The sequence below is a fragment of the Herpetosiphonaceae bacterium genome, from assembly GCA_036374795.1.
GTDB lineage: Bacteria > Chloroflexota > Chloroflexia > Chloroflexales > Kallotenuaceae > LB3-1.
This window is the reverse complement of sequence record DASUTC010000347.1, coordinates 50,818-67,787: the sequence shown is the minus strand read 5'-3', so window position 1 is coordinate 67,787 and position 16,970 is coordinate 50,818. Positions and strand designations below refer to the sequence as shown.

Here is a 16,970-nt window from a genome sequence, read left to right as displayed (position 1 = left end):
ACCCGAGCTTCGACGATCTTGACTGGGCCCGGTGGTGGTTCTACGCGAACGCGCCGGGGGTAATGGCGTCGGCGCGGTGGTCACGGTCAACGACGGGGATCGGCTCCGTCTCGGCTGCGCGGTCGTGCGCGCTGTCGGGATGGGCGCAGCACGGCGGCACACGCGGTCCTGGTTGATTGCTGCTGGGTGCTAGGTTGCTCTGCAGAGCAGTGCGTGGGCGGTGTTAGGCACGGCACGGCACGGCAGCGCAGTGCAGAGCAGGGTTGGGAAGGGAGGAAAAGCGGGATGGGATTAGGAGGGGTGAATATTGTGGTAGATTATCGGTATTGCCCGGTTAGTTCCCTCCCCCTGCCCGATCGGCGGGCTCGCCATCGCGGTCCGGCGCGGCGTCCGCGCGGTCCCGCCGCGGCTGCCCAGGGCGACGGGACCGTGGCTCCGGGCGGGGCGCAGCTGGCGCCGGCGCTTCAGCCCGCGGCGCGCCGGCGCCCACGACCCACAGGTAGCCAGCGGGGATCTGGGCGCGCACCCGCACCGGGACACCCGCGATCTGCGCCGGGTACGGCGGCTCGACCGCCGCGGGGCTCAGGCCCACGACCGTCGGCGGACGTCCAAACTGCCGCTGAAACAGCGTCGCGGCCCGGGCCACCTGCTGCGGCACGCCCAAGCGGCGATCGCCGAAGAGCACCAGATCGATCTGCCGCGCCTCCGGTGCTCCCGGAGGCGCTGGTGAGGGGTGGGGATCATCTGCGTGTACGGTCATTCGTCGATTCCTGGTGCTGTGTCCGCTGCGGCTGGACCAGCACGCGTGCATGCTGACCCGCTGCACCAGGATACCGCGAAACGGGCCGTGGGAATCCCGCGTTATCTGCCAATCCGTGCCGGTTGAGGACTAGACCACGAGCGGGACTGTTGGGGGATCGGGTCGGTTCAGCGGCCTCCTCAGATGGAGGTTCCTTGCTGGTGTTGATATGCTTGCTCCACCGTGATGGCAGCGTGCGTCAGCCAGTCCGCCGGTGCAATCTCGTCCAGATAGTGCCGCAGCGACGCGGGCACATCGTCAGGGCCGATCTCGGGGTGGATCGTCCGATCCGCGATGGCGTGTAACAAGCTGCGCCGAATCCCTAAGCCGACCGCCAGGGAATCGCGGGTCAAGGTGGTGGCAAACCGCTGCTGGAGGAAGCGCAGCACGGCGATGTCGGTCGCCGTCACCGTGCCGGGCGCCGGTATCTGCTCGACCAAGCTCCGCCAGTGCTGCACGGTCTCCTCCCACCGCTCCAGCCACACCGGGCGCGGCTCCCTGATCCGAATCGCCTCGGCGAGTTTGGTGGCCTGCGGGTCGGCGGCCTGGAGATCACACTGGACCTCGACCAGCTGGCTCACGCGGTCGAGGTCGAGCACCGCGAGCAAGGTTTCCAGCGTCTGCCGCTCCACGCTCGCCCGTCCCCCCTCCATCAGTTGCAGGACGGCTTCGCGATACCAGGTGGTCTGCGCCCGCACCCGGGAATAGTGCAGTTCGACCTGGCCGGGAATGAAGTTGAGGACCCGAATCGCACCCGTCCCGGCCGGCGGCAGCTGCGCTGGGATCGTGGTGCGACCGATCACAACCGGCGGGAGCACGCCCGGCTCGCGTTCCACCGCCAGCACGGAATCCACCGAACACCCAAAAAACCAGCAGATCCGCGCCAGCGTATCGAACCAAAACTTGCGGCCCGTATCGTCAAGGTAATCCTTGATCGTCGTCTGATGCGCCCCAATGCCTTTCTGGACCTGCAGCGCGGTTAAGACCCGCCGGGTCGGGAGCGGGCCCCAGTGGTCTTGGGCCGCCTGAATCAGCGCTGGCAGGCGCGAGCGTACACGAAGCTGCTGGTCAGCCATGATCTGCTCCTTCACGAGGTACGGTGCATGTCTGCGGACATCCACCGGTCGTCGATGCATCAAGCCGAGACCTGACGCTGCTCGGGTTACCGATCCCACCAGCCGATAGCGGCGACCCAGTAGCCCGGTTCAATAAACGATGCCCCAATTTCATAAACGCCGCCGGCAAAGGGGCACCAGCGCAATAGCCGCGCATCGGCGGACGACAGCAGCCAGGTGTGGTAGGCATCCTGCGGGGTGGCGGCCTGGGCAACAATGACCTCGACCGGTCCCTGGCGCCCATTGGTGCTATCGTACCCAAACTGGCGGTAATAGCCCATCGGCGAGTGGGCAACGACGCCGGATTCGGCCATCTGTTGATTCCAGGTGGTGGCACCCGCCACCAGCATGGGGTGCTCGATCGCCGCGGCGCAGCCCTGCTCAACGCGATAGGTGTTGATCAGGCGGATGAGCTCCGCCTGGGAGGCCCGTCGATCCACCGGCGTCGCCGTCGGCGTTGGTGGTGTCGGTGTGGTCGTTGTGGGGGTCGCAGTCGCTGTGGGGGTGAGCGTCGGTGTCACGGTGGGTGTCGGTGTCGCGGTCGGGGTCAGCGTCGGTGTCGCGGTCGGGGTCGCGGACGGAGACGGTGTTGGCGTGGCGGTGGCGGTTGGCGTCGCCGTTGGTGTTCCCGCCGGCGCGTCCCACCACCCGATGGCCGCCACCCAATACCCGGGTTCAATATAGGACACGCCCATCTCGTAGATGCCACCCGTAAACGGGCACCAGCGGAGCAAGCGCTCGTGGGGCGCATGGTCAATCCATGCCTGCACCGCCGCCGCCGGCGTAGCACTCCCCACCTGGATCACTTCGACCGGTCCCAGGCGCTGGTTGGTGCTGTCATAGCCAAACTGGCGGTAATACCCCATCGGCGAGTGCTCGATGACCGTGGTCTCGACCATGTGCCGATTCCAGGTCCGTGTGCCGTCCATCAGCATCGGCTGTTCGATCGCCGCGGCGCAGCCCTGCTCGACGCGATAGGTGTTGATCACGCGGATGAGCTCCGTCTGGTAGGCATCCACATCAACCGGTGTTGGGGTCGCAAGCACCGGCGCGGTCGGCATCGGGTCCGTCGGCGAGGGGGTCGGGGCGTTGATCCCAGATCCGGCGACGATCAGCGGGAAGTAGATCGTTTCCGCTGCGCCCGAATCGGCGACCGCACGGGCTGCGACGCATGTTCCGATACACGCGAGGAGGACACCGAGAACGACGATGCGGACGGGCCATGGGGTGTGGTGCAATGCTGACATAGGCGTTTCTTTACTGACGGGTAGCTCTGCTGATATATATATCATCCTAGATTACAGTTGTCAATATGCCAAACCTTCTGGATGTGCTGTTCTGGGACCAACGTTCTCCCTTGAACGTTCCGTCTCGCCATGGGTGTGACGAGCGGATGTAACCCGTCAACGCTCGGCGCTGCATCATGCGATCGCTCCGTCCTCCGCAGACGACGGCTCAGCCAGTGCGTTCATCGCCCATTGTCGATTCAGGTCAGACGTGATCGTTTCAGCCAATGCCCGTGCGGAAGCACGATGATCCGCATCGAGATACGGCGCAACATCTTGGAGCGTACTACTGCGATCCAGATCATCCCGAAGGGTTGGTACCACAGTAAGGATCGTCCTGATCGCTGCCGCACGCTCGGGCTGTTCCAGGTAGGGAAGCAGCTCAATCAGTGCGGACGGCTGCATCAGCATACCATAGGAGCCAACGACTGGCAGTGCGTAGGCACTGCGGAGTGCTTCAGCTCGGACGCGCTCACGATCCGGACTATCGAGCAGCGGAAGGAGAGCGGTATATCCCGCGACCCGGGCAGACGCATAGCGCGAGTCATTCCGTACATCCTCAGGATTCGCAATGAACGAATCGAGAATCGTGAGTGCTCGCCGGCGCTGGGCAGGTGACATTGCGCCGGCGGCAACGGAGAGCGCTTTTTGACGGGTGTAATGATGCCCGCGTTTTTCCACAAGTGCCAATACCTCTTCAACGACACCGTCGCGTTCGCTTCCCGTGAGGCGTGGGACCAGCGCAGCCAGGGCCTCTGCACGAGAAGACCAGTCACGATCGGGGCGACCAATGGTGCGCGCAGCTTTAAGCAGGTCTGGAATGGCAGTGTCGGGCAGATGTTTGGCACAGACCGTAAAGGCTTCGGCCTGTCGAGCCGGATGCTCGAACGTTGCGAGAATCTTGAGCGCCTGCTCACCATCTTGAACGGTATACACGAGCGTTTGTATCATGTTCAAGCGGGACAGGTCGCCGTCATAGTCTGAGCGTGCTCGATCCAAGCATTCATCAATGTACGGTCCGCGATCGGGAGCCGGCAGCTTGCATACCAGTCGCGTTAACCCATCATTCAGGCGATAGGTCCGTTGGATGGACCGAACCAGAAAGAGTGCATTCGGCACGTCCCCGACCTCGACCAGATCGTCTGCCATGTTGCACAACTCACGAATACATTTCCAATCATCAACCCCATCTGCATCCGCAGCCCCAAGGTGGAAGAGCATCTCGCACAGCAACGGCTGCCGGTTTTCAGAAGGCGCAACATAGGCCAGATCACCAACGTCCTTCGCTCGCTGAACGCGATCCTCGATCTGACGAATGGCATCGAGTTTGCGATACACGTCTGCCGCATAGATCCCAGGAGGGACCGGTCCGATGATTGGCCCGGAGAGAGGCCGAGGAGGTGGTGCCTCGACGACACGAAACCCAGGATCGAAGCACCATCCAATATAGCCAACCGGGGTCTGGCGGTGCTCGCAGCCCGTGCCACCGCCTTTTTTCAGCATCATAAAGTACGGATAGTCTGGTGACTTTTCTGGTGGTGGCACGCGCAGAGAACGACAGCCACACGCTTCGTGGACCATGGACCAGATCGGCACATCTGTTGCCGTGACGACGGGAGCGTCTTCCGGAACCGGCAGGCTAAACGCTCCACGGCGCGCCAGCTCGTCGAAGAGATACGCATAGGCTCGATGTGTCCGTGTCCGCGGCAATCCACTGGAACTATGCACCGGTCGTGGCAGACCATACCGGTCGCACAGCTGCATCATGGCCATGGTCTTCAGCAGCTGCTCACGCGGCCGATCTTTTTCCGTGAGCGGGCCGCAGGCGGCCTTATATCCACGCTCCAGTTCACCCACGGCTTCCGGAGTCGCGCGGGCTCCTAACAGGTGCTTCACGAGCTTTTTTCGCCGCGAATCACACGACATGCGATCGCTCCTTGGTCGATGGAGATACGGGGCCGCCATCCCGAACGTGCCCTGCTGCTACTATCGTCCCCACCAGCGCGCCTGCGCAAGCTCCGACAGTCCTCATGTTCCCCACCTCTTCTGCGCTAGCGCGCAAACAGCCCAAGCTGCTGCGCGCCGGGAAGCGCAGCATACCGACGATCGGCCTGCGCGGCGTCGTAGGTTCCCAGCCGGTCGCGGAGCTTCTTCCAGGCCGCGGCCGCTGCTTCGACCTCCGCATGCAAGCGCGCGATCCGATCCCAGGCGTCGTCCGTCGGACAGACCGTGTAGTGGCCTTGATCGCGCAGGCCGAGGTCATAGGTGGTACCGCTCGTGACCTCGATCATTTTCGCCGTATGCCGCGCGACCGTGTGTCGGGTGCAGCGCGGCAGGGCGTGCTGATCGTGCGTGATCAGCCAGTTTCCGGCAGGCGCATCCGGATCGGGACAATGAATCACGGTCGGGCAGAGCAGGTCGGGATGCTGCTTGTGTCCGCCGGCTGCTTGCAGCGTGACCGCATAGCGGCCGAGGTCACGCAGGCCATCCGCCAGGGCGGTGAGCGCCGTTTGGAAGGCCGCATGACATGACTGAACCTCGGTCCATGCCTGATCATCGGGCAGGCACCAGCAGTGCGCCTGCCGGATATTTGCGGTCCGACCTGCCACGCGCACCGTTTCTGCGGTGGCATAGCGCACCGCAAGGCGCTCGATGGCACCAAGCGTGTACGCATGTCGGCGTTCGCCGATGACCAGGACATGTGGAACGACGGGCTGGAGGTGCGTGCTCCTCGGTGTTGCCATAGGGGTAGCTCCTGTTCGTGTTATGACGCGCCCGCTGGCCAGGCGCTGGCCGCGAGTCGATGGTAGTAGTGCGGAAGCGTGGCCAGCTGGGGATCTGCCTGGCTGCCGCCGCGTTGCTCGCGTGCATCATGACCCCGGTCGGCCAGGCGGAGCGGCGCCTGCCAGAGCTGTGGATGCGCGGGTAGCCGACCATCCACGAGAGCCGCTGGCAACGGCGGCGCAGCGCCAGGACCAACACGCCGGAGGGAGGTCTGCGGCGAGACACAGCAATAGCGAACCACGCCGAGTTCCGGATGGCCAACCCCATGGTGCCGGGCGGCGTGCGCGGCATCGAGCAGCACGTGGAGCGCGCGGGTCGGCGCAAAGACCCCAAGCTCGGTCACACAGAGGTACCTGACATCACGCAGATCGGACGCGCTCACGCGCTGACCGCGGTGGTGTCGCAGTACCGCCTGGTCGGGACGCATGCGGCGCTTGGTAAAGCGCAGCGCGGTATGCACGACCAGCAGCGAACCGCGACCGCTACATGTCACCTCGTAGGTGGCCTGCACCTGGGGAGCATAGCCGGTAAACATCGCGAAGATTGGTTGGGCAATGGCAGGAAGGGTGTGCATCGGTGTCCTCGTGCGTCGACATGCAAGTTCGTTTCAAGGAGCCAGACTGGGTACCATCACCGGGCGAATCCGTACTGGGACAAACTGGCGACCGGCCGTCGTTTCATCCTCGTCGATGGCAAGCGGGAGCTCCGCCTGCAGGCGTGGCGGCAGCACCGGAGCGGCCGTCCGGTGCAGATCGGCGCCGAACCACCAGGCGCTTTGTCGGCGCAGCCCCGCGCGGAGCTCGTGCGCTGCGGGCTCCCAGAGCGCGACCCGTCCGGCCCGCTCCAGACGCCGCCACGTTACATGGTCCGTCCACTGCTTCGCGGCGACGCGGCGCTGCGGGGGGAGCGCCGCCCAGGCGCGCCGCCACTCCCGTTTCCGCCAGCGCTCGCTGGTGAGGCGCAGCGCCCCGTTCTCGACGATCACCTGCGGCGGGACGATCGTCAGCCAGATCGGCGCCGGCGGCAGGTCTACCCAGCGCCAGCCGACGGGTGTCGTCTTCAACGTGAGCGTGATTTTCCCCTGGCGCGGGCTCCGCACGCTGCCATCCCCATCGAGCAACGCGCGCCGCCGACCCGAGTAGCCAACATGAAAAAAGGAACTCACCGCGTAGACCTTACCGACCATGCCGATCATGGTCCGCGTGTCGCGGGCGCAGGGCTCGGCGTAGGCGGCAATCGCGCACGTGACGCCGAGCTGGTTGGTGGTATCGCGCGCGGCCGCCCGGAGGAGCAGACTTTCGTAGACGGGCACATCGTCTCGGCAATACAAGCGCTTCACGACGCGGACTGGGACATCCGGACCGACCAGGGAGCGCGATTGCGCCTCCGAGGTCGTGGCCCCGATCAGGACGGCGCCGACGACCTCGCCGGAGCGATGGACCGCCGCGTACATCCGACCGGCCCCACCATCGGCGCTGGTGTAGTGGTTTTTCAGCAACGTACAGGCGCGTTTGCGCAGCGCTCCGGTCACGTGCTGAATCGAAATATCGGGCGTCGCCTGGATCTGGAGCGGCGGGACGGTGAGCGAGGGTCCGTCCTGCGCGCGCAACGCCAGCTGCACGGTGGTTCGATGTTTTCGCGTTGGCATGCTCGATTCCTATTGGCGCAGGCTGATACTCGCCTGCAGAATCCCGGCCAGATCCTCCGCATTGTGCGTGAGCCGCAGCACCTGGATGGCTGGATCACCGATCCGGTCGACCGTGAGGCCGACCCAGCCGAGGAAGGTCATCACGGTCAACAACGCCTGGTCGCGTGGCCACTCGAAGCGGATGGCGAAGAGCGTTGTTTCCGGATGCACGCTGGACACATCGAGCACGATCTGTCCTAACGAATGATCCCAAAGCCATTGCGTCGAGTACCGGCCGTGCTGCGCCACGAATGCCGCGACACGTTCGGCGATCGCCTGGTCCGTGCCGGTGTCCAGCACCACGACGGGCATGCCGCCAAGCAGGACCGCCTGTCGCAGCGGGAGGGCAGCAGCGATTTCCTTGGTAATGTTTGTCTGGTCACGCTGCTCCAAGAAGACCTGGGCCAGGTTCGGATCGTGGTGCATGACGGTCTCCGTTACTCGCGAATACGCCAGCCGTGGGCGGCACAATAGGCTCGGGCGCGATCCAACGCGCTTGGTTCCGATGGTCCGTAGATTCTGACCAGATGCGCGTCATCCAACGAGCCCATCTCGATGTCGTCAGGTGCCTCATAGCGAACGCGCGCAGCATCTGCGATTCGGACCCCATAGGAAATCCCCTGTGCGTTGCACAGACCACAGTCATGGCCAACGCCATGCGAGTCACGATCATCGAGCAGCAGCACGACATCGCGCCACGGCGGTGGTGCCAGGCCGACACCGAACTCGCCTGCATGATTGAACCAGGTGATCGTCCGTGGCTTTGCCGCTCGCGCATAGATGCCACCGCGATGCTTGACCACCGTATAGGTCCATGTCTCAAGCAACCCGAAGATCTCCGGCCGCTCGGCGCCGATCGCCGGGTCGTAGGCCGCGCCCGCCGGAATCGGCCGGCTGGAGTAGCCAGCGTTCCGAAACGCGAGAAAGGGACACACCGCGAGCGCAAATCGCGCGCATGCCGCATGCATTGCGGCATCGAAGAACAGCCGGTTGGCGATGGACAGCGGTCCGCCGACGAAGGCAATCCAATAGTCGAGCGGTCGACCACAGATCCCGCAGCGCCGCCGCGCGTAGCATTCCAGCACCCGCGCAGGATTGCTCACCCGAAAATCTGGCTTGTCATCCATCCACAGAACCGTGAACGGTACGGGCAGATCACCGCTACGCGGCAAGTCGGTCATCTGCGGTGGAATCGGTGGCAGGGACATCCTGGGTCTCCTTCGTGCGAGATTGATGGTCGGCAAGGACGATCACCGGGGCAGGCGCTGGAATCACGGGCAGCGCCTGCCCCACTGCGCTAAACTGGGCCTCCATCATGGTCAGGAGCGCCTGGGCCCGTTCGCGCTCAGACGGTGTACCGCGGCCTAAGCGCTCGATGGTGCGTCTGACCCCAGCGAGCCACGTCAGATCAACGGTGGCTGGATCGGTCGCCGGGAGGGGTTGGACGGCGCGCTGCGCCACCCGCCGCTCACGCCACGGCGCTTCGGGCGCGACCGGCTCCATCAGCGCGTCCGCCTGGGCGTCGAGGGTCCTGGCCTGGCGCGGATGCTGACCACGCACCTTGTTCGCCTTGGCCCTGAGTGCGTAGTATTTTTTCTTCAGGGCTGGATTGGTTGGCGGTCGCTTCTGTACGCCGCGTCCGAAACCCGTGTCTGCGGTCGGTTCACCTGGTGCTGCGCGCTCCGCTCCAACATCGCCCCCCGGATCAGAGTCGCCCGCGGCATCGAGATCGAACAAGGTGGTCGGCGCGGTCGTTCGGTCCGGCAGCGCGTGGCTTGTCGCGGGCTGGGCCATGCCTGACTCAGCCGGCCTGCTCGGAGCCATAAACCGCCGGTACAGGCCGCTCGTGATCAAATAATCTTTTGGCAGCATGTCGTGGGGCCACGGGCGCCGAGCCGCCGCCCGCACCGGATCGAGGATCGACGCGGTCGGATCAAACCAGGCTCCGTCCGGCTCGCTCACTGTATCCCGCTCGGGTTCGTGTACGTGCTTCATGAATGTCCCCCTGCGACAGGAACGCTGGCGCTCAGGCTCGCGAGCGAGCGACCATGCCGAAAGGTACAGCCGGTGGTTGCCTCAAGCTGCAGATAGGCGCTGGCGAGTTCAGGATGATACCGGACGCCATTGCGCAGGTCATTCTGGTCGGCGAGCAGGCAGATTGCGCAGCTCGCACGGTGGTTGCCCATGACATAGACCCGATGCGCTGGCCAGCCATCAACGGCCCGGTGATGATCGCCAGCACGCCACAGTTCGCGGCGGTGGGACAGTTCATCCAGGCTTGTTCCGCAGGCGTGCCAGACATCTGCTTCCGTCCAGTCGTGGATCGGCAGCCACGTTAATGCCACCCGCTGCGTCCCGCTGCGCTGGGCGAGCGCCTCGTCGATCGACCCGGATTGGAGCGCTTTGGCCGTAATCTGCGTGCGCAGCGCGAGTGGCTGTTTGTTCGCGCGGTCCCGACTCTCTTCCGCGCGCATCCCTTCGGCAGAAATGATGAGCGGGTAGCGCCGGAAATGCTTGTCGCAGGCTGCCCGCTTCAAGCTTGTACACCACCGGTGCCGCTTGCTTGGCCAGAACGGGGTACCGGTGCCAGCCACCGCCGCGGCTTTCCGCTCCAGATAATCGAGCAGATCGCCGTTGGGTGGGCGAACTTCGACCAGCGGGATACCCTGCGCGGCACTGGTGCGGCGGCACTGCGGGAGCGAGTAGACCCACTCAGCACGGCCCAGATCGCAGTGGATGCTAAACGCGCGATGGAGCAGTCCCTGCGACGCGAGCCAGGCGCAGAGCACCGCTTCCATTGCCTGGGAGTCTTTGCCGCCGCTGTGATTGATCGCGATAGAGGCGCCTTGGCGCAGCGCCTGCTCGATCGCAGCAGGAATCCGAAGCTCCCGAAATAACGGCGTGCGCAGCTGAGACATGGACGATCCTTACAGCGACAGCTCAAGAAAACCACGAGTACGGAACAGCTGGACGAACGAACACCAGTGTTCGACATAACTATATCACTATAGATTACAATTGTCAAGCTATGATATAGTTATCACCACACGAAAAACAAACCAGCAGCTCATGCTGGTTTAAGCGCGCGTGTCAGTGCATGAAAACACGGGGTTCAGCGGCTGCCACCGGACGGATACCGTTCGCGCAGGGAGCGCTGGCAGCCGCGTTGATTCGACGTTTACTCGTCGTGGAAATCCTGGGTGGACGGTTCAATCGATCCGAAACAGAACTGGCGCGCCCACAGCAGCACCTGCGGCCAATCCCGAACGACGAGATCCAGGATCTGATCATTCAACTTCACGGTCGCGAGGTACGCGGGAGTCACGGCTTGTTTGAGCAGGGCCTGCCGTTTCGAGATCTCGTCCTCGTGCAGCAGCTTCCCGGCCGCCAGCAGGAGGTCCACCTGCGGATGGTCGGCGACGAACGGACAGACGGTGGATTGACCGCCCTGCCCGCCCTGCCACTCCTCCTCAGGCCCCACCCGCAGCGGCAACCGCAGCTCATAGCAGCCGACCGGGTCGTCTGGTGGCCGGTTCCAGTGCAGATCGGCCGCTTCCGCGACCAGCGCATGCAGGCGCAGCGCCGCCATCAGTTTGTCGGTCATCCGCCCCGTCGTCGTGAGCTGGACGACCTGGGGAAAGACGCGCAACTCGTCCTGGACGCGGAGGACCAGATAGCCCCGCACGGCCAATTTGCTCTTCGCCGGCTTGATGGAGCGGGGGTGTCCTGGCTGCGTGCGAGGGCTATCTGGCCACACGAGGCCGATCCCGGCCTCCGCCGTCTGCGCGAGGAGGTGCGGTGTCGCTTTGCTCGCCGATACCGTCGGCGCAACCGGTCCCCGCGTCAACGGGATGAAGCTGATCGTCTCGCCAAGATCCCAATGCGGCTTGATCTCAGACCCACCCTGCCGCTCATGCTTCACCTCCAGCGTCGGGAGGGCATATTTGCGCGCAAAGCGATCGAAGGCCGGATTCCGCCCGCCGGCTTCGCAGTGAAAGCCCACCGGGCCTTTCGTAAAGCGGGCATCGCCCGGTCGTTTGATCAGCGTGTTGCCGTTGCTGTACTGCAGCGGATATGCGGCGGGGGGCTGGGGAACGATCTGGGCGCGGCCGGGCAGTCCTGGAGGACGAGATCGTGGTGACATGGCGGCTGTTCCTTACGGAGCGTGGTGAGCCAATTGAATCGGTGAACGCCGGATCACAGGGCAACGGGATGCGTTAGAACTGCATCCCGTTGGTATCGACCAATTGTACCGGATTGTCGACGGAGCCGTCCTTGATGCGCTTGAGGTAGTCGATCAGCTTGCTGGCCTGGCGCTTGGTCAAGGTTTCCGGCGTCTGGCCGTGCTCGTCGAGATAGGCGACGAGGTCCGCTTCCTGCCAGCCCACCTGGGGCAGCAGCCGGTAGATGAACCCGCGCTGTTCCGGTGAAGCTGGCTCGCCAGCGGCGTCTTTGAGCGCCGCAACAATGGCGTTGACGCCCGGCGCCTGGGCCGCGTGGATCGCGTCGCGGGTTGCGACGGCCTGGTCGATCTGTTCCGGTGTCGCGTCCGGCGGTAAGGTGATCGCCGATTCGAGCGTATAAAAGTCCTCACCGACCTTGACCGCTACGCGATAGATGGTCGTGACTCCGTTCGGATGCGAGATGGCTGTGCTGGGGAGAGATTGGGTCATGCAAGCATGTACATTTCAACCAACGGATGTTGCTGAAATGCACCTCCACGATGCTGTACGGTAACGTTATCCGAATTTTATCACCATATATTACAGTTGTCAACAGACATCAATGGTGATCGACTGGGAAACGAGCGGGACGTACCGAGCCCAGGTGCCGAGCCAGTGTGCGCGTTGTTCCGCAACGATGATGCCGCATACACCCCGCTCCACGACCAGCACGCCGAGCAGGACCAGCAGGATGATGGTGGACCGCGGCTGCTTCCTGCTTCACTGGTCGCACAACTTACGGCGACGACGGTGGATTGCTGGCGGGAAACGGAATTCCCCGCGCATCCAGATAGGACGTGATGGCGGCGGTGGCCACATGGCCCACGCCGATGTCGCTGGCCTGCTCCACAGATTGTTGCCGCGCTTCGGCGGCAAGCTCCGCCCGCAGCGCCGCGCTGATGCGGACGCCGGGCGAGCCGGAGCGAATCGCGACCCGTTCCGCCGTCAGCGGCTGCCCGGCGGCGCGGGCCTGCTGGGCCTGCTCCAGATACGTGGCGATCGCCGTCTCAACCAAATCCCGGCGCGTGATCGGCTGGTCCTCGGTGCGGGACAGCTGCAGTGCCCCCAGGAGCGCCCGATCATACACTGCTTTGGGCATCGTCACCCGCGGATTCTGACTTTCATAATCGGTTGCTGGGTTGGTCATGGACGTCTCCCTGCTGGGTGGTTCAGGTCCGCTTCGCGCTGCTCGATCGCGGGCAGCAGCAAAAAGTTCACCAGATGGAGCATCGGCACGGTATACCGCTGCGCGCGGGGCAGTTCATTGGTCCGCTGCTGGCACTCCCGCTGCAGGCGCTGCTGGAGCGCGCGCGGCACCAGGACCGTCATCGTCCGCTCCGTGGCGACCGGCTGGACCGCGGGCGGGATCTGCCCCTGGGCGCGCTGCGCCTCGGCCTCCGCTACGGCGGCGGTGAGCAGATCGACGACCAACTCCGTGCGGGTCGGTGCCGGTGGACCGCCGGTCAGCAACTGCTGCTCCTTGAGACTCGCCACCAGGCGATTGATCCGCTCATTTAGCGATTTGGCAAGATTAATGTTGACCAGATCCTCATCACGCTTCACGTGTGTTCGGCGCAGAGATCCACCTCAATGCGTGGAAGCGCCGCCTCCTGATAGACCGAGCGCCATCCTGAGGATGGCGAACCAATACCCGTCGTGCGTACCCCTCGTGTTTCAACCCGCACCCGGTCTTCGGATCGGGTGCAACATACCCAACAGGTGCATGGTGGAGATCGAAGGACCGATTGGTCCCCTGGAATCATGACGACGAGTATAACACGAACTCAATACATACTAAACAACAATTGTACCTATATCTTTTAGTATCTTGACAATAGTAATGTATATAGATATACTTGGATACGGATGCGCGTGGTATCCGCTGCCGATGCCGGCGCGAGCGAAACCGAAGGTGGTACGCAAGAGCCCGACGTGGCGGAGGACTCGTGATCCCCCGCCACGGTTGCCGTTTCACCGATACTTCAGCACCCGATCACCGCCCAGGCAGCATAGCGCTTGAGGCAGAGCATACGTGGCTTCGCCGCGGGGAGATGATATGGCTGTCATTACACGTATTCCCCCTCAAAGAATCTCAACCACGATAGCGCTGGTGGACACACCTCGCGGCGAGGCAAACCCTGAGGTGCCGCGCAACCAATCGGGTACTGGTGCCATGGTTGCGTGTGGCTATCCAGGCTGTTCCGTTCAAAAGCCAGCCGGCCGCGCCATCAAGATGCATCGGATCAAGGCGCATCGCCTGACGGGTGGTCACCTGACGCCGATCGTCGCACCGAGCGCGAGCGGAACGCACGCGGGGCGGGACGTGCCCGACGGTTCCGCCGGAGCAGCCTACGATACCCCCCACCGAACCAGCACGCCCGCGCTGGCACCCGCTGGTGCAGGCGCCGCGATCCCGTCGGAGGACGCGGACGAGCCACCCGCGTTCTACGTGCTGGAGCCGGAAGCGGACGAGATCGAGACTGATGTTGGCGTCGAGGTGGATGACGATCCGCTCCGGCTCTACCTGCGGGAGATTGGGCAGACCGCCTTGCTCACCGCGCAGGAAGAAGTCGAGCTTGCCAAGGCGATGGAGACCGGACGATTGGCCCAGGAGCAGCTTGCCGATCCGGATGCACACCTGGACGCGGACACCACAGCGCTGCTCCGGCAGCTCGTGCAGGCCGGAGCGGACGCCCGCGCGCGCATGATCCAGGCCAATCTGCGCCTCGTGGTCAGTATCGCCAAGAAATACCGTGGTCAGGGTCTCACGTTCCTGGATCTGATTCAAGAAGGCAATATCGGGCTGATGCGGGCCGTCGGCAAGTTCGATCATACCAAGGGGTTCAAGTTCTCGACCTATGCCTCGTGGTGGATTCGCCAGGCCGTGACCCGGGCCTTGGCCGAGCAGGGGCGCACGATTCGCCTGCCCGTACACATGACCGACACGATGACCGCCGTCAACCGGACCCGGGCAGCGCTCGCCACGAGCTTGAATCGCACGCCGAGCCATCAAGACATGGCGGACGCGCTCGGGTGGTCCCTCGACAAGTACACCACCTACCTGACCCGGACCGCGCAGCCGGAATCGCTGGAGAAACCCGTCTATGCCAGCAAGGACGGCGACGAGATCCGGCTCGGTGAGCTGGTCGCCGACCAAACCCATGCCGCAACCTTTGATCAGGTCGCGCAGGCCCAGTTACGGGCAGACCTCGACGAGATTCTGGATCGGCTTCCGGCGCGGGAACGCCGCGTGATTCGCCTGCGGTTTGGCCTGGACGATGGCCAACACCGCACGCTGGAAGAAGTCGGGGAGCTGGTCGAGGGCCTCACCCGCGAGCGTATCCGCCAGATCGAAGCCGAGGCGCTGCGCAAGCTCCGCCATCCCGCGTTCGGCGCCAGGCTGCGCGACTACCTGGCGTGATCATCCATCGGGGTGCTGAAGATGGCTGGCTGGGCGGTTCGCTTCCTCAGGGCGACCGGATCGCCCAGACCCCGGGCCGCGCCATTTGGGCATCTCCGCAACGCGACCGGTGCCAGCCGAACCAAGTCAACAGCGGTGACGGCTCACACCGCATGGCCTGCCATCGTCGCACGGGCTCCACCCGTCAGAGCACGCCAACACCACCGTCTAAACAAAATCATCTATTGACAACTGTAATCTACCATGCTATACTTAGCTAGGGTCAGGACGGAGATGCGATCTCCGTCAGCCGTTCCCCGAGGCAAGAGGGGATCTGGGCTGCCGCTACGAGCGAGGCAGAGCGCACCTGAACAACCCGATCGATGTCTATCTCTTCTGGTGACCGGGCCGTGCGTCCGGCGCAGTTCCGGCTGTATCACCAGCCCGCTCCCGCGAGCGATCTGACCGAGCCGTCAGATCGCTGAACCGTGCGGGGTTATTCCTGAAGCGGGACACAAACCGGGCCGGGGTGGCGGTGATTATCACATGCTGGGGACGCAAGAGAACTCGGCAGATGGTACTGTCATTCGCGTGACATGACCGCGATGATCACCGACGCCACGGACGTTGGATGGCAGGAGCCGCCGCCGCTCCGGGAGCGGTAGTCGTGGTTAGAAGTCAGCTCCAGGACCGGTAGGTAGAGGGACAAAGGGCAAATCCCTTGAAGACAAACCGGGCTGAAATGCGGCGATGGTCGCATCAGAGAATCTGGCCTCGCACAGGCTCGTGTTCGTTGCGTACCGCCTCGTACGGTCCAGCGACCTGTGGTGGAAGGTGGCCGAAACTGCTGACCGACGCGATGCCGATCGCGTCCTGCTCCTCGCCATGCACATGCAGGAGTTCCATCGAGTACAGAGCGACCTTCTCGGGAGGGCGGAATGAGCCAGGTTCCCACCCCCGATGCAGTCACCGGGCCGGACGGCGTGGGAACCGGACGGTACCGGAGCTGGATCGGGGCCTGGCTGCCGCCCTGCCGAGAGCGCCGCTCGACGCTCGACACACATGCTCGCGATGCTGCCGGTGGGCAAGGTCGTCGCCGTTCACAGGAACGGTTACGGCTGCGATCCATTGGCCGTCGCCTCCGCTCGATTGCGCGGCGGGCTCCGTAGACCGGTCCAGAGCCTTCGCCCATCTTGCACCGTTTTCCACGGCGACCGCGCAATCTGGCATCCCCATATCGACCCTCTGGACGGGAACGGGCAGGCTATTGACGCACCTGTCAGGCCGTTCTCGTCCAGAGCGCCGATGCGCGCTCGACCAGTGGCACCGACGATCGATCCCTGACGTGTGAAGCACGCTGGTCTCAGCGATGCACCACCCGTTGCGTTGGACAACGGCAGCGGTCGGCGGTGGCGGCTGTCACCCGCCAAGCCAGGTATCGCCTCGGGTGATTCAACCAGCAGTGGCTGGCGATGCAGGTCGTCGGCATCACCATCGACAGGAACCGCCAATTCGTGTCGATGACCAGCCGCTGCCCGCGCCCGCACCGTAGGAGTGGTCAGACTGAGCACGCACCGATGCGTTCTCCGGAATTGGCCGGCCCAGCGGATCGCCGCTGCCCGGTCTGGCCAGGCGTCGCCAGTCGCGCTGCTCGATCGCCACGAACGGGCAAGACT

The 16,970-nt window shown here is 64.2% G+C and carries 15 protein-coding genes; 1 reads left to right on the top strand and 14 read right to left on the bottom strand.

From position 1 onward, the window contains the following. Positions 1 to 939: 939 nt before the first annotated feature. From VFZ66_27620 to VFZ66_27555, 14 genes are all read right to left on the bottom strand, one after another. Positions 940 to 1,875 (bottom strand): helix-turn-helix transcriptional regulator, encoded by a 936-nt coding sequence (locus VFZ66_27620; protein ID HEX6292983.1) that lies wholly within the window; start codon positions 1,873 to 1,875, stop codon positions 940 to 942. An 86-nt stretch (positions 1,876 to 1,961) separates the two neighbouring features. Further along, complete coding sequence (locus tag VFZ66_27615) at positions 1,962 to 3,161, bottom strand: hypothetical protein (protein ID HEX6292982.1); 1,200 nt, start codon at positions 3,159 to 3,161, stop codon at positions 1,962 to 1,964. A gap of 174 nt (positions 3,162 to 3,335) precedes the next feature. Continuing rightward, positions 3,336 to 5,126 (bottom strand): hypothetical protein, encoded by a 1,791-nt coding sequence (locus VFZ66_27610; protein ID HEX6292981.1) that lies wholly within the window; start codon positions 5,124 to 5,126, stop codon positions 3,336 to 3,338. A 125-nt stretch (positions 5,127 to 5,251) separates the two neighbouring features. Continuing rightward, complete coding sequence (locus VFZ66_27605; GenBank protein HEX6292980.1) at positions 5,252 to 5,944, bottom strand: hypothetical protein; 693 nt, start codon at positions 5,942 to 5,944, stop codon at positions 5,252 to 5,254. Positions 5,945 to 5,964: 20 nt separating this feature from the next. After that, the gene (locus VFZ66_27600; protein HEX6292979.1) at positions 5,965 to 6,558 is read right to left on the bottom strand and encodes a hypothetical protein; all 594 of its coding nucleotides are present in this window, start codon (positions 6,556 to 6,558) and stop codon (positions 5,965 to 5,967) included. Positions 6,559 to 6,591: 33 nt separating this feature from the next. Beyond that, on the bottom strand, positions 6,592 to 7,632 hold the full coding sequence (locus VFZ66_27595) for a hypothetical protein (GenBank protein ID HEX6292978.1): 1,041 nt from the start codon (positions 7,630 to 7,632) through the stop codon (positions 6,592 to 6,594). A gap of 9 nt (positions 7,633 to 7,641) precedes the next feature. Beyond that, on the bottom strand, positions 7,642 to 8,097 hold the full coding sequence (locus VFZ66_27590; GenBank protein HEX6292977.1) for a hypothetical protein: 456 nt from the start codon (positions 8,095 to 8,097) through the stop codon (positions 7,642 to 7,644). A gap of 11 nt (positions 8,098 to 8,108) precedes the next feature. After that, positions 8,109 to 8,879 carry a hypothetical protein gene (locus VFZ66_27585; GenBank protein HEX6292976.1) on the bottom strand — a complete coding sequence of 257 codons (771 nt, stop codon included), beginning with the start codon at positions 8,877 to 8,879 and terminating at the stop codon, positions 8,109 to 8,111. Then, the gene (locus VFZ66_27580) at positions 8,833 to 9,633 is read right to left on the bottom strand and encodes a hypothetical protein (protein ID HEX6292975.1); all 801 of its coding nucleotides are present in this window, start codon (positions 9,631 to 9,633) and stop codon (positions 8,833 to 8,835) included. Before VFZ66_27580 ends, VFZ66_27585 begins: the two co-directional genes overlap by 47 nt. Before the next feature lie 29 nt (positions 9,634 to 9,662). Beyond that, positions 9,663 to 10,589, bottom strand: coding sequence for a phosphoadenosine phosphosulfate reductase family protein (locus tag VFZ66_27575; protein HEX6292974.1), 927 nt, complete (start codon positions 10,587 to 10,589; stop codon positions 9,663 to 9,665). Between the two features lie 260 nt (positions 10,590 to 10,849). Beyond that, entirely contained in the window at positions 10,850 to 11,815 is a 966-nt protein-coding gene (locus tag VFZ66_27570) for a hypothetical protein (protein ID HEX6292973.1), read from the bottom strand. A gap of 73 nt (positions 11,816 to 11,888) precedes the next feature. Further along, complete coding sequence (locus VFZ66_27565) at positions 11,889 to 12,344, bottom strand: hypothetical protein (protein ID HEX6292972.1); 456 nt, start codon at positions 12,342 to 12,344, stop codon at positions 11,889 to 11,891. A 286-nt stretch (positions 12,345 to 12,630) separates the two neighbouring features. Continuing rightward, positions 12,631 to 13,041, bottom strand: coding sequence for a hypothetical protein (locus VFZ66_27560; GenBank protein HEX6292971.1), 411 nt, complete (start codon positions 13,039 to 13,041; stop codon positions 12,631 to 12,633). After that, positions 13,038 to 13,457 (bottom strand): hypothetical protein, encoded by a 420-nt coding sequence (locus VFZ66_27555; GenBank protein HEX6292970.1) that lies wholly within the window; start codon positions 13,455 to 13,457, stop codon positions 13,038 to 13,040. Before VFZ66_27555 ends, VFZ66_27560 begins: the two co-directional genes overlap by 4 nt. Before the next feature lie 493 nt (positions 13,458 to 13,950). On the opposite strand from VFZ66_27555, the gene VFZ66_27550 reads away from it, so the two are divergent. Then, complete coding sequence (locus VFZ66_27550; GenBank protein HEX6292969.1) at positions 13,951 to 15,315, top strand: sigma-70 family RNA polymerase sigma factor; 1,365 nt, start codon at positions 13,951 to 13,953, stop codon at positions 15,313 to 15,315. Positions 15,316 to 16,970 lie beyond the last annotated feature (1,655 nt).

Bases quoted from the DNA above. Each gene is read 5' to 3' on its own strand.
- VFZ66_27620 (HEX6292983.1), bottom strand. From the start codon at position 1,875: ATGGCTGACCAGCAGCTTCGTGTACGCTCGCGCCTGCCAGCGCTGATT.
- VFZ66_27615 (HEX6292982.1), bottom strand. From the start codon at position 3,161: ATGTCAGCATTGCACCACACCCCATGGCCCGTCCGCATCGTCGTTCTC.
- VFZ66_27610 (HEX6292981.1), bottom strand. From the start codon at position 5,126: ATGTCGTGTGATTCGCGGCGAAAAAAGCTCGTGAAGCACCTGTTAGGA.
- VFZ66_27605 (HEX6292980.1), bottom strand. From the start codon at position 5,944: ATGGCAACACCGAGGAGCACGCACCTCCAGCCCGTCGTTCCACATGTC.
- VFZ66_27600 (HEX6292979.1), bottom strand. From the start codon at position 6,558: ATGCACACCCTTCCTGCCATTGCCCAACCAATCTTCGCGATGTTTACC.
- VFZ66_27595 (HEX6292978.1), bottom strand. From the start codon at position 7,632: ATGCCAACGCGAAAACATCGAACCACCGTGCAGCTGGCGTTGCGCGCG.
- VFZ66_27590 (HEX6292977.1), bottom strand. From the start codon at position 8,097: ATGCACCACGATCCGAACCTGGCCCAGGTCTTCTTGGAGCAGCGTGAC.
- VFZ66_27585 (HEX6292976.1), bottom strand. From the start codon at position 8,879: ATGTCCCTGCCACCGATTCCACCGCAGATGACCGACTTGCCGCGTAGC.
- VFZ66_27575 (HEX6292974.1), bottom strand. From the start codon at position 10,589: ATGTCTCAGCTGCGCACGCCGTTATTTCGGGAGCTTCGGATTCCTGCT.
- VFZ66_27570 (HEX6292973.1), bottom strand. From the start codon at position 11,815: ATGTCACCACGATCTCGTCCTCCAGGACTGCCCGGCCGCGCCCAGATC.
- VFZ66_27565 (HEX6292972.1), bottom strand. From the start codon at position 12,344: ATGACCCAATCTCTCCCCAGCACAGCCATCTCGCATCCGAACGGAGTC.
- VFZ66_27560 (HEX6292971.1), bottom strand. From the start codon at position 13,041: ATGACCAACCCAGCAACCGATTATGAAAGTCAGAATCCGCGGGTGACG.
- VFZ66_27550 (HEX6292969.1), top strand. From the start codon at position 13,951: ATGGCTGTCATTACACGTATTCCCCCTCAAAGAATCTCAACCACGATA.